Origin of the sequence: Novosphingobium sp. P6W (assembly GCF_000876675.2) — a bacterium.
Taxonomy (GTDB): Bacteria; Pseudomonadota; Alphaproteobacteria; order Sphingomonadales; family Sphingomonadaceae; genus Novosphingobium.
This window is the reverse complement of sequence record NZ_CP030352.1, coordinates 2,950,606-2,965,347: the sequence shown is the minus strand read 5'-3', so window position 1 is coordinate 2,965,347 and position 14,742 is coordinate 2,950,606. Positions and strand designations below refer to the sequence as shown.

At 66.9% G+C, this 14,742-nt stretch carries 11 protein-coding genes; 5 read left to right on the top strand and 6 right to left on the bottom strand.

From position 1 onward, the window contains the following. Nucleotides 1-309: 309 nt before the first annotated feature. Nucleotides 310-5,109, top strand: coding sequence for an NAD-glutamate dehydrogenase domain-containing protein (locus TQ38_RS14195; RefSeq protein WP_043971312.1), 4,800 nt, complete (start codon nucleotides 310-312; stop codon nucleotides 5,107-5,109). Between the two features lie 51 nt (nucleotides 5,110-5,160). Here the strand turns inward: TQ38_RS14195 and TQ38_RS14190 are convergent, their stop codons facing one another. Beyond that, on the bottom strand, nucleotides 5,161-5,622 hold the full coding sequence (locus TQ38_RS14190) for an Lrp/AsnC family transcriptional regulator (RefSeq protein ID WP_043971310.1): 462 nt from the start codon (nucleotides 5,620-5,622) through the stop codon (nucleotides 5,161-5,163). 107 nt (nucleotides 5,623-5,729) lie between these two features. On the opposite strand from TQ38_RS14190, the gene phhA reads away from it, so the two are divergent. The 4 genes from phhA to maiA all read left to right on the top strand — a co-directional run bounded on the left by phhA (nucleotide 5,730) and on the right by maiA (nucleotide 9,037). Continuing rightward, nucleotides 5,730-6,587, top strand: coding sequence for a phenylalanine 4-monooxygenase (phhA, locus tag TQ38_RS14185; protein WP_043971309.1), 858 nt, complete (start codon nucleotides 5,730-5,732; stop codon nucleotides 6,585-6,587). Then, complete coding sequence (gene hppD / locus TQ38_RS14180) at nucleotides 6,584-7,681, top strand: 4-hydroxyphenylpyruvate dioxygenase (protein ID WP_043971308.1); 1,098 nt, start codon at nucleotides 6,584-6,586, stop codon at nucleotides 7,679-7,681. The genes phhA and hppD overlap by 4 nt, the downstream gene beginning before the upstream one ends. Nucleotides 7,682-7,830: 149 nt before the next feature. Continuing rightward, nucleotides 7,831-8,382, top strand: a complete 552-nt coding sequence (locus TQ38_RS14175) for a VOC family protein (protein ID WP_043971307.1) — start codon at nucleotides 7,831-7,833, stop codon at nucleotides 8,380-8,382. Nucleotides 8,383-8,386: 4 nt separating this feature from the next. Then, nucleotides 8,387-9,037, top strand: coding sequence for a maleylacetoacetate isomerase (gene maiA / locus TQ38_RS14170; RefSeq protein WP_043971304.1), 651 nt, complete (start codon nucleotides 8,387-8,389; stop codon nucleotides 9,035-9,037). 24 nt (nucleotides 9,038-9,061) lie between these two features. Here the strand turns inward: maiA and TQ38_RS14165 are convergent, their stop codons facing one another. The 5 genes from TQ38_RS14165 to astD all read right to left on the bottom strand — a co-directional run bounded on the left by TQ38_RS14165 (nucleotide 9,062) and on the right by astD (nucleotide 14,740). Then, nucleotides 9,062-9,763: an HAD family phosphatase gene (locus TQ38_RS14165; protein ID WP_043971302.1), complete on the bottom strand. Its 702-nt coding sequence runs from the start codon at nucleotides 9,761-9,763 to the stop codon at nucleotides 9,062-9,064. Between the two features lie 73 nt (nucleotides 9,764-9,836). Then, nucleotides 9,837-11,099 carry an N-succinylarginine dihydrolase gene (locus TQ38_RS14160; protein WP_043971299.1) on the bottom strand — a complete coding sequence of 421 codons (1,263 nt, stop codon included), beginning with the start codon at nucleotides 11,097-11,099 and terminating at the stop codon, nucleotides 9,837-9,839. Nucleotides 11,100-11,109: 10 nt separating this feature from the next. Continuing rightward, entirely contained in the window at nucleotides 11,110-12,123 is a 1,014-nt protein-coding gene (locus TQ38_RS14155; protein ID WP_043971297.1) for an arginine N-succinyltransferase, read from the bottom strand. Next, the gene (locus tag TQ38_RS14150; RefSeq protein WP_043971293.1) at nucleotides 12,120-13,325 is read right to left on the bottom strand and encodes a hydrolase; all 1,206 of its coding nucleotides are present in this window, start codon (nucleotides 13,323-13,325) and stop codon (nucleotides 12,120-12,122) included. Before TQ38_RS14150 ends, TQ38_RS14155 begins: the two co-directional genes overlap by 4 nt. Next, on the bottom strand, nucleotides 13,322-14,740 hold the full coding sequence (astD, locus tag TQ38_RS14145; protein WP_370059803.1) for a succinylglutamate-semialdehyde dehydrogenase: 1,419 nt from the start codon (nucleotides 14,738-14,740) through the stop codon (nucleotides 13,322-13,324). The genes TQ38_RS14150 and astD overlap by 4 nt, the downstream gene beginning before the upstream one ends. Between the last annotated feature and the right edge of the window lie 2 nt (nucleotides 14,741-14,742).

The following is a 14,742-nucleotide window of genomic DNA, read 5'->3' as shown; positions in this document are numbered from 1 at the left end:
CTAGGGCAATATCTGCCGGGTGAAACAACTTGCGCATTGTTGAACTAATATTGCGCGATGCGGGAATCGTGTTACAGCCTCGGCAAGTTCACCGTGCCGATGTGGGCCCTTCGGGTCGCACCATCAGGCCCACGGCACGGTTGTCATCATCTTGCCCGATGGCTGGGTAATTCCTTGACCTGATGGGTGGAGTATCGCTCCAACTGACCTATATGGTCACAACGCTGCAATACCCGGCACAGGATCGGGCCCGACACAGAAGCGGGATCGACCACCAAGGCCTAAAAATCGAGGATCGCGGAGAAAGCTATGAGCGCAGGCGAACTGACCGTTTCCGGCAAGAACCGGACTGCTACCGACAAGGCTGGCGACAAGGCCGGCACGAAGAAGCAGGGCGGCAAGGCGGCCACTGCTCGTAAACCTTCCGAAATCCATGAGGCGATCGTCGAAGAGGTGCGCGGCGCGCTCCTTCCAGGCGACGGCCCCGATGATGCCGGGCCCGAGGGCGGCTGGATCGACGAGGCCGCGCGGTTCCTGCTGGCGGCGGCGCAGCAGCGCACTACCGGACAACCGGTGATCGAACTGGCCTCCGCCAGCGAGGAGCGGCGCTTGATGCGCATCGCGCTGGTCAACGACGACATGCCCTTCCTGGTCGATTCGGTCGCTGCGGCGATTGCCGAGGCGGGCCTTGTGATCGACCGTCTCGTCCACCCGGTGGTGCCGGTGCTGCGGGATGCGAAGGGCAAGCTGATCGGCCTACCGGGCGACGCGGCCGATGCGACGGGCCGCGAATCGATGATCTACGTCGAGACCCCGCGCGCCGATGCGCGCCAACGCCGCGAACTGCTGCGCTCGCTGGAAACCACGCTGGCCGACGTACGCGCCGCCGTGGCCGACTGGCCGCAGATGGTCGAGACGATGCGCGCCGATGCCGAGCGGATCGATACGGCTGTGATCGACAAGGAAGGCGCGGAATTGCTGCGCTGGTTCGCCGGCGGAATGCTCACCCAGCTGGGCCACGTCACCCGCACGCGCGACGGGGTGCGGTCCGAGCGCCTCGGCGTGTGCCGGATCGACGATGAGGATGTCCTTTCCGACGTCAGCTACACCCGTGCCTTCGAGGCTTTCGACGCTGCGCTGGTGCAGGGCAATGTCCATGCGCCGATGGCGATCAAGGCCAACCGCATCGCCACCGTCCACCGCCGCGTGCCGATCGACCTGTTCCTGGTGCCGGTGATCGAAGCGGACAAGGTCACCGCGCTTTCGGTCCACGTCGGCATGTGGACCAGCGCCGCGCTGGCCGCCCCGCCAGACCGGGTGCCGCGCCTGCGCGGACAGCTGGCGGCCTTCTCGCAGCGTCTCGAACTCGATCCGACCGGCCACACCGGCAAGGCCCTGGCCCATGCCCTGACCAGCCTGCCGCATGATCTGGTGATGGGATTGGGCGAGGCCGACGTCGAGCGGCTGGCGATGACGATGACCGGCCTGGTCGACCGTCCGCGCCCGCGCCTGCTCATCACCCGCTCGCCGCTGATGCGCCACATCTTCGCCTTCGTGTGGCTGCCGCGCGACATGCTTTCCACCCAGATGCAGCGCCGCATCCAGGGCATGATCGAGGAGGCCGCGCAGGCGCCCACGCTCGACTGGAGCCTGCAGGTCGAAGCCGGTAATCTGGCCATGCTGCGCTACACTCTCGACGTGCGCGAGGGGAACCACGAACCCTCCGAGGCAGACCTCGACAGTGCCCTGCAACTGCTGCTGCGCGGCTGGACCGAGGCGGTCGAGGCGGCGCTGGCACCGGTGCTGGAGGCCGGCCGCGCCGCAGCGGTGGCCGGGCGTTATGCCGAAGCATTCCCGATGGGCTATCGCAGCGACTACGGTGCGTCCGAAGCCGCCCTCGACATCGCTCATTTGCGCCGCGCCGCTTCGGGCGAGGTAAGCGAGGGCAACCGCGACGTGCGGCTTCATGCGCGCGACGACGATGGGGCCGGGCAACTGCGCCTCAAGATCTATCAGTCCGAAGGCATGCTGCCGCTGTCCGACGCGGTACCGGCGCTGGAGAACTTCGGTTTCCGCGTGCTGGGCGAAGTGCCGACGTCGCTCGACAAGGGCAAGCTGGGCACGATCCACGATTTCACGCTGGAACTGCAGGGCGCCCGCCCGGCGCATGAGGTTCTGGAACTGGCGCCGATGATCGAGGACGCGCTGCGCGCCGTACTTAACGGTGGCGGCGAAAATGACGCCTTCAACCGCCTCGTGCCCGGCCTCGGCCTGAACAGCGTCGAGGCCAACTGGCTGCGTGCCTGGTATCGCTATTTGCGTCAGGCGGGCACGCATTTCGGCATTCCCACCGTGGTCGATGCGCTGCTGGGCGCGCCCACCGTCACGCGCGGGATCGTCGACCTGTTCGAGGCGATCCACGACCCGGCCTTCGAAGGCGACCGCGCGCGTGCCCGCAAGGATGCCGAGGAAGCGATCCGCACCGGCCTTGCCGGCGTGGGCGCCATCAACGACGACCGTTTGCTGCGCGCCTTCCGCGACATCGTGCTGGCCATGCTGCGCACAAATGCCTTTGCTGCGGCGGGCCATGCGGCGCTGGCCTTCAAGTTCGATTCCGCGCTTGTCCCCGGCCTGCCCAAGCCAGTGCCGTGGCGCGAGATTTTCGTCTATTCGCAGCGGGTGGAGGGTATCCACCTGCGCGCCGGACCGATCGCACGCGGCGGCCTGCGCTGGTCCGACCGACGCGACGATTTCCGCGTCGAAATCCTGGGCCTGATGAAGGCGCAGCGCGTGAAGAACGCGGTCATCGTGCCGACCGGCGCGAAGGGCGGCTTCTATCCCAAGCTGCTGCCAGATCCCTCTCGCGACCGCGCTGCATGGGCCGCCGAAGGGCAGGGCTCTTATGAGGTCTTCGTCGATACCCTGCTGTCGATCACCGACAACATCGTGGCCGACAAGGTGGTCCACCCCGAAGGCGTGGTGATCCTCGACGGCGAGGACCCGTACTTCGTGGTCGCCGCAGATAAGGGCACGGCGAAGTTCTCCGACGTTGCCAACGGCATTGCCGAGGGCCGCGACTTCTGGCTCGACGATGCGTTCGCCAGCGGCGGCTCCAACGGCTACGACCACAAGGCCATGGGCATCACCGCGAAGGGCGCCTGGCTTTCGGTGCAGCGCCACTTCCTGGAAATGGGCGTGGACGTGCAGGCCGATCCGGTCCGCGTGGTCGGCTGCGGTGACATGTCGGGCGACGTGTTCGGCAACGGGATGCTGCTGTCGAAGTCGCTGAAACTGGTGGCCGCGTTCGACCACCGCCACATCTTCCTCGATCCCGATCCCGATGCGGCGAAAAGCTGGGAGGAACGCCAGCGCCTGTTCGACCTGCCGGTTTCCAGCTGGAACGACTATGACAAGGCGCTGATCTCCAAGGGGGGCGGGGTGTTCCCTCGCAGCCTCAAGTCGATCCCGCTGAGCGAGGAAGCCCGCGCCGTGCTGGGCATCGGTGCCAGCGAGATCGACCCCGATTCGCTGATCACCGCGATCCTGTGTTCGCCGGTCGACCTGCTGTGGTTCGGCGGCATCGGCACATACGTGAAGGCTTCCGCCGAGAACAACGTGCAGGTGGGCGATCCAACCAATGACGGCCTGCGCATCAGCGGTAACGAACTGCGCGTCAAGGTCGTGGGCGAAGGCGCCAACCTGGGCGTGACCCAGGCCGGGCGCATCGAATTTGCCGATCGCGGCGGGCGTATCAACGCCGACTTCATCGACAATTCGGCCGGGGTCGACTGCTCGGACAACGAGGTCAACATCAAGATCGCGCTGGCCGCGGCCAAGCGGGCGGGCAAGCTGTCCGAGCCGCAGCGCGTGGAACTGCTGCGCTCGATGACCGACGAAGTCGGCGCGCTGGTGCTGGAGGACAACCGCCTTCAGGCGCTGGCGCTCTCGATCGCGCAGCGCGGCGGGGCGCAGGTCATGCCTTCGCACATCCGCCTGATCGAGACGCTGGAGGAAGGCGGCCATCTTGACCGGCGTACCGAAGGCCTTGCCGACAACGACGTGCTGGCGCGCCGCGCGCAGGACGGGCGCGGGCTGACCCGGCCCGAACTGGCAGTGCTGCTTTCCAGCGGCAAGCTGGTGCTGCAGGCCGCGATCGAGGGCAGTGACTTGCCCGCCGATCCCAGCTTGTCGGACATGCTGATCGCCACCTTCCCGCAGGCCATGCAGAAGAAGTACGCGCGCTTCATCAAGGGCCACCGTCTGGCGAACGAGATCATCGCCACCAAGCTGGCCAACCGCATCGTCAACCGGCTGGGCATCGTCACCCCGTTCGAACTGGCCGAGGAGGAGGGCGCCACGCTTGCCCAGATCGCCGCGGCCTTCGCGCTGGCCGAAAAGCTGTTCGGGCTGGACGCGCTGTGGGAGCAGCTTGAAATTGCCCCCATGGCCGAGACGGCGCGTGTGGCTCTGTTCGAAATGGTGGCCAACTCGGTGCGCGGCCACATGGCCGACCTGCTGCGCGCGGGCGCAGGCCGGATCGCGCCGTCCGAGCTGGCGGCGCGGTTGGAGAAGGGCATCGCTGCCCTCTCCACCGACACCGTCGAACTGCTGGGCGAACGTACCCTGGCCCACTCGCGCAAGCTGCGCACGGGCCTGACCGATCTTGGTGCACCCGAGGACGTGGCGGGCCAGGTGGCGAACCTGTTCGACCTCGACGGGGCCGTGGGCGTAGCGGCACTTGCCAGCGAAACGGGCATTGCCCCGCGCAAGCTGGTCACCGCCTTCACCCGCATCGGCGCCGGGCTGGGCCTTGACTGGGCGCAGGCGAGCGCGGCCATGATGAGCCCGTCCGATCCGTGGGAGCGCCTGCTGGTCGCGGGCCTTGCGCGCGATTTCCAGCAGATGCGCCTCGACTTCCTGCGCACCATGGCGCGGACCAAGGTAGGCAAGAGCGATCCGCTGGCCGCCACCGAGGAGTGGGGCCGCGACCATCTGGGCGCGCTCGAAAACTTCCGTGCGGTGGTTCACCGGGCGGAGAACGCAGTGGCGGTCTCTCCGGCGATGCTCGCGCAGATCGCCAGCCAGGCGCGCAACCTGCTGGCGCGGTAAATAGGCACCGGCCCCCTTCTCACCGGAGGAGGGGGCCGGTGCCCGCGCCGCTCAATCCAGCGGGACGGGCTGCGTTTCCTTCACCGTTTCCAGCACGATGATCGACTTCACATCGCGCACCCCCGGAATACGCAGCAAGGTGCGCAGCGTTATCTGCGAGAGGTGTTCGACGTTGCGCGCCATCACCCGCACCAGATAATCCATGTCGCCGGTAACCGCATGGCAGGCGATCACGTGCGGGTTCTCGGCGATGGCCTGCTCGAAGCGGGCGATGTTCTCGTCGATGTGGGCGTTGAGGTTTATCAGCACATAGGCTTCCAGCTCGAGGCCCAGCTTGCGTGGGTCCAGCACCGGAGCGTAGCCCCGGATCACACCTTCATCCTCCAGCCGTTTGATGCGGCGGCTGACCGGGGTGGCCGACAGCGCCGCGCGTTCGGCAATCTGCGCCACAGGCATGCGGGCGTCTTCACGCAAGGCGGCGATGATCTTGCGGTCGAATTCGTCCAGCTGCACGGATCACCTCGGAAATGGAGTTGGCTTGGTGGATTTCACCAATACCATGCTTCGGGGCCCGCACAATCGCAGGGAACTGAAGCAGGGCCTGTAGTATTGTCCTTTTCATGAAGAAGCCCTGCACCCAGACATCAGGCAGCGGCCTTCGGGGAGAGTACGAAGGCGCAGCCGACGATTACACCGTCGGGCAGGACTGGCACGCCTATACCCCGCAGATGCACGAGCGCTGGCGCCGTCTGTTCGCGCGCCAGTCTGCACTGGTGGAAACCCACGCTTGCGCCGCGTTCCGCGAAGGATTGGCGCGGCTGGACTGCGGGCAAGGCATTCCGCGTTTCGAGGACGCCAATGTCATCCTGGGTGCCGCGACCGGCTGGCAGCTGGTCACCGTGCCGGGCTTCATCCCCGACGCGGTGTTCTTCGACCATCTCGCTCACCGCCGCTTCCCGGTAACCCGCTGGCTGCGCGAGGAACATGAGCTGGACTACCTTGTCGAGCCTGACGTGTTCCACGATTTCTTCGGCCACGTGCCGATGCTGCTGAACCCCGCGATCGCCGATTTCCTGGAGCTTTACGGCAAGGCCGGCGCACGGGCGATGGCCATGGACGCGCTGGACATGCTGGCGCGCATCTACTGGTACACCATCGAATTCGGCCTTGTTCGTGAAGAGGGCAGCCTCAAGGTATTCGGCGCCGGCATCATCTCCTCCTCGGGCGAAACCCGCTTTTCGATCGAGGACGCGCACGTCCTGCGCCTGCCGTTCGAGGCGGTGCGGGTGATGCGCACCGGCTACATGATCGACAGCTTCCAGAAGACCTACTTCGTCCTCGAAAGCCTGCCGCAGCTGATCGAGGCGCTGGTGCACCTCGATTTCGGCCCGGTCTACGAAACCTGGCGCGCGCACGCGCCGCTGCCCGCAGGCGATGCGCTGCCGGGCGAAATCCCCATCTCTGGAGAACCCGCATGACCGACCTGTTCGACAACCCCATCGGCCTGGACGGCTTCGAATTCGTCGAGTTTTCCGCGCCCGAAAGGGGCCTGCTGGAGCCGGTATTCACTGCGATGGGCTTCACGAAGATCGCGCGCCACCGCTCCAAGGACGTCGAACTGTGGCGGCAGGGTGCGATCAATTTCATCACCAATTACGAGCCGCATAGCCCCGCCTGGTACTTCAGCCGCGAACATGGCCCCTCGGCCTGCGGTATGGGCTTTCGCGTGACCGATGCCCGCGCCGCCTACGCCGAACTGCTCGCCCGCTCGGCCGAGCCGGTGATGGTCGGCACCGGGCCGATGGAACTGCACCTTCCCGGCATTCGCGGCATCGGCAATTCGATCATCTACCTGATCGATCGCTATGAGAAGGACGGTAACGGCGCGCTGTCGATCTACGACATCGATTTCGAATACCTCCCCGGCGTCGACCGTCATCCGGTGGGAGCTGGCTTTGCCGAGATCGACCACCTGACGCACAATGTCTACGGCGGGCGGATGGCCTACTGGGCGGACTTCTACGAAAAGCTCTTCAACTTCCGCGAAATCCGCTACTTCGACATCAAGGGCGAATATACCGGCCTGACCAGCAGGGCGCTGACCGCGCCCGACGGTAAGATCCGCATCCCGCTCAACGAGGAAAAGGACGGCGGCAAGGGCCAGATCGACGAATTCCTGCGCGCGTTCAATGGCGAGGGCATCCAGCATATCGCGCTGATCTGCGACGATCTCGTCACTGCGTGGGACCGCCTCAAGGCGCTGGGCGTGCCCTTCATGACCGCGCCGCCGGAAACCTATTACGAAATGCTGGCCGAGCGCCTGCCGGGCCACGGCGAGCCGGTCGATCAGTTGCAGTCGCGCGGCATCCTGCTCGACGGCGCTGTCGAAGATGGCCGCCCGCGCCTGCTGCTCCAGATTTTCGCCGAAGCGCGGGTGGGGCCAGTGTTCTTCGAGTTCATCCAGCGCAAGGGCGACGATGGCTTCGGCAACGGCAACTTCAAGGCCTTGTTCGAAAGCATGGAGCGCGATCAGGTCCGCCGCGGCGTGCTGAAGGTGGAGCCGGCGGAGTGAACGAAAGGCCGGGTCTGGCGATGATCCAGGCCGGGGATTTAGACCGGGACGTCACAAAGGGGGTTGATACCTACCCCCTGACCCGCTCATGCTGAGTTCGTCGAAGCACGAGCGGCGCGCAACGCCCTGGCACGACGGGAGAGAAGACGATGCAGAAAGCGCCAAAACTGGGCGGCATCCACCACGTGGCCTATCGCTGCCGTGATGCGAAGGAGACGGTCACGTTCTACCGCGATGTGATGGGCATGGATTTCATGCTCGCCATCGCCGAGGACACCGTGCCTTCCACCGGCGCGCCGGACCCGTACATGCACGTCTTCCTCGACTGCGGCGGCGGCAATGTGCTGGCCTTTTTCGAACTGCCAAATGCCCCCGAAATGGGCCGCGACGAGGCAACCCCGGCCTGGGTCCAGCACATCGCCTTCAAGGTGGACAGCGAAGCGGACCTTCTCGCCGCCAAGGCCCGCGCCGAGGCGGCCGGGCTGGAGGTGGTCGGCCCCACGCACCACGGCGTGTTCAAGTCGGTCTACTTCTTCGACCCCAATGGCCACCGGCTGGAATTGGCCTGGCAGTTCGGCTCGGCGGATCAGATGGCCAGCCTCAAGGCGGTGGCGCTCGACATGCTCGACGAGTGGGCGGTGACCCGCAAGGCCCCGCGCCACGCCGCCTGGCTCCACGAAAAAATCGCGGCGGAAAGCTGAGGCCATGGCCGCGCCGCTCCGCCTCCACGACTATCATCGCAGTTCCACCAGCTACCGCGTGCGCATCGCGTTGAACCTGAAGCAACTGGACCACGAGATCGTGCCGGTGAACCTGCTGGCGCGGGAGCAGCAGGGCGAAGCGTTCCGCGCCCTCAATCCCCTAGGGGGAGTGCCTGTGCTGGAGGCCGACGGGGCGCCTCACCCACAGTCGATGGCGATCCTGGAGTGGCTGGACGAACGGTTTCCGGAGCGCCCTTTGCTGCCCGCCGGCATAGAGGACCGCTTCGCTGCGCGCGAACTGGCGATGGCTATCGCCACGCAGCTTCACGCGCCGCTCAATCCCCCCGTGCTGGAATATCTGAAGCTCGAACTCGGCCACGCGCAGGCGGACGTCGATATCTGGTACTGGCACTGGCTGGAGCGGACCCTGACCGGCGTGGAAGCGCGGCTGGCAGCGCGGGGCACAGGCGATTTCCTGTTCGATGCCCCGGGTTACTTCGAGTGCGTGCTGGTGCCGCAGCTATACAACGCCCGGCGCTTCGCCTTCGACCTTGAGCCTTATCCGCATATGGTCCGCATAGAGGCTGCCTGCCTTACGGAACCGGCATTCGTTGCCGCGCATCCGGACAAGCGACCGGACGCCCAGCAAGGATAGACCGCCGTTCGCGGCTGTACGGCGTCAGGCGGCGGTGGCTGTCAGCAGCAGGTCGCGCAGCGCCGTCAGGCTTGGCAGGACCTGGGCGGTGATCAAGGTCTGCTCCTCGGTGGCGGGCAAAAGATCGGGCACCATGACGGTGGCGATCCCGGCGGCGGTGGCCGATCGCACTCCGGCATAGCTGTCTTCCACTGCTACGCAGTCGGCCGGATCGACCCCCAGCAGCCGCGCGGCGAGCAGGTAGGGTTCCGGGTGCGGCTTGGCGTTCGTCACATCGCTGCGGGTGACCACCACTTCGAAATAGTGCAGCAACCCGGCCTGTTCCAGCCGCTCCTGCGCCTTGCCGCCTATGGTGGAGGTGCATAGCGCCAGCGGCACGCCGGTGTCGCGGAAATGGTCGAGGATCAGCTGCGCACCCGGACGCAGGGGCAGGCCGGCGTTGACGGCAGCTTCGAAAAGCGCGTCGGAGTCCGCGTAGAACCGGGCCAGCGGAAAGTCCGGGCCCATCCGGTCGGCGAGCATGATCTCGTTCGCATCGCGGTTCACGCCGACCATCGATTTCAGGATTTCCGCCGGGACCGGACAGCCGAGCGCTTCCCCGGTATCCTCGAAAGCGCGGTGCTGCGCGGCCTCGGTATCGAGCAGGGTGCCGTCCATGTCGAAGATCGCGGCGCGGATCGGATCGGGCAGAGTGGGCGAGCGGACGGGTCGAGATAAAGTGGCCATGGCTCTCAATATGAAGACTGTTTGTGGAGGGGCCATTGCAAAGCGCGAACCTGCCGTTGCGAATTACGGAAGATCAGAACGATGCCCTGTTCAGTTCCTCCAGGCCGAGTTCGGCGCAAAGGGCGGCCCGCGCTTCGAGGCAGGCGCGCCATAGCGCGGGGTTGGACAGGTCCTCCACCGCGATGCGTTCGGGCCACAGGCGCGCCACCAGCGCTTCGATGCGGTCCAGCTTTTCCGGCGTGGCCATGAAGCGCTGGTCGACCGCGTCCGGGTCTGCCACCACGCGCAAACGCAGGCAGGCGGGGCCGCCGCCGTTGGCCATGCTTTCGCGCAGGTCGTGGACGAAAAGGTGGCGGATCGGGCCGTTCCCGGCGACGTGGGCTTCCAGCCACTGCCACACCGCAGGCGTTTCGCGCGCTTCGCCGGGAAGGACCAATGCCATTTCGCCTGAGGGCAGTGTCACCAACTGGGCGTTGAACAGATAGGAACTGATCGCATCCGCCAGGCTGACCGCAGCGGCGGGGACTTCGACGATCTCGATCTCGGGCAGCTTTTCGCGAAGCTCGGCATAGAGGGCGTCCCGGTCTGCAAAGGCGAGTTCGTGCGTGAACAGCACGCGCTCGTTGGCGACGGCGACCACGTCGTTGTGGAACGCGCCGGCGGCGATGGCTTCGTCCGACTGGCGCGCGAAGACGGTGCGTTCAGGCGCCAGGCCGTGGATGCGGGCGACTGCCTCGCTGGCCTCGCGGTGCTGGCGCGCGGGGAAGGGGCCGCCCGCCACGCCGTAGACGAAGACCTCGATGCCCGGCGATCCGTGCGCGGCGCAAAGGCGCATGTGGTTGGCAGCGCCTTCGTCTCCGAAGGGCGGCGGGACCGGGGCGTGGACGGCGAAATGCTGGGGGTTGGCGAAAGCGATTTGCAGCTGCGCCAGCGTCTCGCGCCATTCGTGGCTGCGGTGCGGCATCGTGGCGAGATTGGCGACGGTCAGATGGCAGCGCCCGTCCGCGCTGTCCGGCGCGGGCGAAACGGTGGCGGCATTGGCGGCCCACATCGAGGAGGCCGACAAGGCGTTGGCCCGCAAGACGGGGCCAGCATCTTCCACCGTGGTGCCCAGCAGGTTCAGCCATGCCTCGTCCGGGCGGCGCTGGGGCAGGAACAGGCCCTGCGGCAGTCCGCGCTCCAGATTGGCGCGCATCTTGGCGAGGCCCTGCAAGGCCGCCGCACGGGGCGCCGAGATTTTGCCGAAGTTCTTTGCCGAGGCGAGATTGCCAAGGCTCAGGCCGGCGTAGTTGTGGCTGGGGCCGACGATGCCGTCGAAGTTGATTTCGGTGAGCATGACGTCTCTTTCAGGCCGGTGTGTAAGTGATCGTATCGCCCGGACCCACGCCCAGCAGCGCGGCGGCATCCTCGTCCAGCGTCACGCTGTCCCCCGTGATCTGGCCAAGGCAGGCGCGGAAATCGGCCAGTCGCCCGGCCGCGATCAGGTGCGTGGCCTCGCCTTTGCTGCCCGGGCCAATCGCGCCGATCTTCGCCGTTCGCGCGGCCTGAACGGTGCGGATCTGGTCGGTGCGGGCGATCATGGTCGGGCCGCCGTCGAAGATGTCGACGTAGTTCTGGAAGGCGAAACCCTCGCTCTCCAGCATCCGCATGGCGGGGCGCCCCGAATAGTGAGGCTGGCCCATGACCTGCCGCGCGCCTTCGGAAAGCAGCGCGGTATAGATGGGGTGCTTGGGCATGAGGTCGGCGATGAACTGGTTGCCGTGAGTGCCGTTGAATTCGTCCGCATCGCGGAAACTCATGTCGAAGAACCGGCCTGCAAGACCGTCCCAGAACGGCGAGTTTCCGGCATCGTCGATGGCGCCGCGCAGTTCGGCCAGGGTCATGTCGCCGAAGCGGTCACGGTGGGCGGCAATGAACAGGTAGCGGCTGCGTGCCAGCAGCTTGCCCACGCCCGCCGAGCGTTCGGTAGCGTCGAGGTACAGCCCGCCCACTTCGCTCGCCCCGTCGAGGTCAGTGCAAAGAGTGAGCATTTCGGCGCGGAAAGTGCGGTCCAGTTCCTTGGAATGCTGGGTGATGCGGCCGATGCGGTAGGAATAGAACGGCAGTTCGGTGCCCACCTGCGAGAACGCCTGGCAGGTCCCGCGCACTTTTCCATCGGCGGTGTCTTCGAGGATGAACACGAACAGGTCGTTGGCTATCTGGCCGTCGTCACGGGCGAAGCTTTTCGCGGCGCGTTCCAGCTTGGCCTGAAGGGTGGGCCGGTCGGGGGGCAGGTTGGTGAAGCCGCCGCCAGTGCCCTTGGCCATGCGGTACAGCGATTCGAGGTCGCGCTCCTGCGCGGTTCTGAGCAGGAAGGTCATGCGGGCACCGCTCCGTAACGGTCGAGGCGGTGCATCACCAATGCCGTGAGGCGGGCGCGGGCATCGAGCGAACTGGCGATCATGAACTCCTGCGGTGAATGGATGGAGCCGCCCAGCGCGCCCATCGTGTCCAGCACGGGCACACCGCAGGCGGCGATGTTGTTGCCGTCGCACACGCCGCCGGTGTCCTGCCAGCGCATCGGCTGACCCAGGTCGGTGGCGGCCTTGCTGACGAGGCCGAACAGCGCTTCGGTTCGCGGCGTGATCGGCTTGGGCGGGCGGGAGACGTGGCCGTGGAGGTGGATCTGCACCTCATGCGCGGCGCTGACTGCGGCCACCGCCTCGTCGATCAGGGCGCGGGCGATTGCGGCAAGCTCGGGGGTGCGGGGGCGTAGGTTGAAGTGCAGGATGGCGAGGTCGGGCACAGTATTGTTGGGCGCGCCGCCCTCGATCCGGGCGGGGTTGATCGTCAGCCCCTCGCGCACTCCGGCGGCGAGGCGCATGGCAAGATCGCTGGCGGCGACAAGGGCGTTGCGCCCGTCCTGCGGGTTACGCCCGGCGTGAGCGGAGCGGCCTGTGACGACCGCGGAATAGTTGCCCGATCCGGGGCGGGCGCGTGCCATGGAGCCATCGGGCAGGGCGGGCTCGTACGTCAGCGCCGCCAGCTTGCCCTGCGCCATCTGCGCGATCAGCGCGGCGGAGGAGAGCGAGCCGGTCTCCTCGTCGCTGTTGATGAGGACATCGTAGCCGAGCGTGGGCGCGGCCTGTTCGTAAGCGGCCAGCCCCGCCAGCATCAGCGAAAGGCCGCCCTTCATGTCGGCCGTGCCGGGGCCGTTTAGGGTGTCTTCGTCCAGCCAGGCGCAGGTCTGGAAGGGATGTTCGCGCGCGTAGACGGTGTCCATGTGGCCGGTCAGGATCACCCGTCGCGCCGCCTCGGGACGTACCGAGAGGACGAGGTGGCGGCCGTGCCCGACCTCGCGAAGTTCGCCCTTGCCGTCGACTTTTTCGACCGGGGCGGCATCGACCAGTCGCACTTCGCCGGGAAGCTGCGCGAAGGCATCGGCCAGATATCCGGCCATCGCGGCAAGACCGTCCAGATTGCCGGTGCCGCTGTTGATCGACGCCCATTCCAGCGTGCGCGAGAGGATGGGCGCCCGCTCGACCGGCGCGATGAGGCCCTGTTCTTCGCTGGTGAGGCTCATGCCCGCAGCTTGCCGGTCAGTGCGGCGCTGTTGCCGCTGGCGTCCGCCGCTTCGAAACTGGCGACCGGGTAGGCGCAGTAATCGGCGGCGTAGTAGGCGCTGGGGCGGTGGTTGCCGCTTTCGCCCAGGCCGCCGAAGGGCATCGAACCGGCGGCGCCCGTGGTCGGGCGGTTGCGGTTGACCACCCCGGCGCGGCCCTCGACGAGGAAGCGCTGCCACAGCGCATCGTCGGCGCTGATGAGGCCGGCAGAGAGGCCGAAGCGGGTGTTGTTGGCCGCCTCGATCGCGGCATCGAAGTCCGGCACGCGGCTGATCTGCAGGACGGGCGCGAAGATTTCCTCATCGGGGACGAAAATGCCGGTGACGTCCAGCATGGCCGGGGTCACGAAGGCCCCTGAGCGGCCCTCTACGCCGCTCAGGGGACGGATCACCTTCGCGCCGCGCTCGACCAGTTCGGCAAAGCGGGCCTTGGCGGCCTGCGCTGCCGCGTCCGATATGAGCGGCCCGATCCATGGTTCCGGCGTTTCATTCCATGCGCCGATGACGATGCGGTCTGCCAGCAGGGCCACGGCGTCCACCAACGCGGCGCCGAAGGCATTGTCGGGCACGATCAGCCGGCGGGCGCAGGAACAGCGCTGGCCGGTGGTGATGAAGCCCGACTGGACGACGACCGAAGCAGCCTCGTCCACGTCTGCTGAATCCCATGCGATCAGGGGGTTGTTGCCGCCCAGTTCGAGAGCGAGGATCACGTCCGGCCGGTCAGCGAAGATGCGGCGGAAGTGCGCGCCTGCCCCTGCCGAGCCGGTGAACAGCAGGCCGTCGATGTGCCCGGCGACCAGCGCTTCGCCCGTTTCACGCGCGCCCTGGATGCATTGAAAGACGTGGCGGTGATCTGCCAGTGCCTCTGCCCAGCACTCCGCCATTGCCGCGCCGGTGGCGGGGGTCATCTCGGAGGGTTTGAACACCACCGTGTTGCCCGCGATCAGGGCGGGGACGATGTGGCCGTTGGGAAGATGGCCGGGGAAGTTGAACGGACCCAGCACCGCCATCACGCCGTGCGGGCGGTGGCGCAGCACGGCCTGACCGAACGGCATGGCGCTGTGCCTGTCGCCCGCGCGCTCCGCCTGCGCGGTGATCGACAGGCCGACCTTGCCGATCATCGAGGCGACTTCGGTGCGGGTCTCCCACAGGGGCTTGCCAGTTTCGCGCGCGATGATTTGCGCGATGGCGTCCTTGCGGGCCTCCAGCGCGGCCTTGTAACGTTCCGCCACCGCGATGCGCTCGGATACCGACAGGGCGGCCCAGGCGGGGAAGGCTTTGCGGGCGCGCATGAGGGCAGCAGAGACCGCCTCGGGGCCGGCGATCTCGCCTTCCCACACGGTTTCGCCGGTGGCGGGATTGAAGGATTGCAGCATGG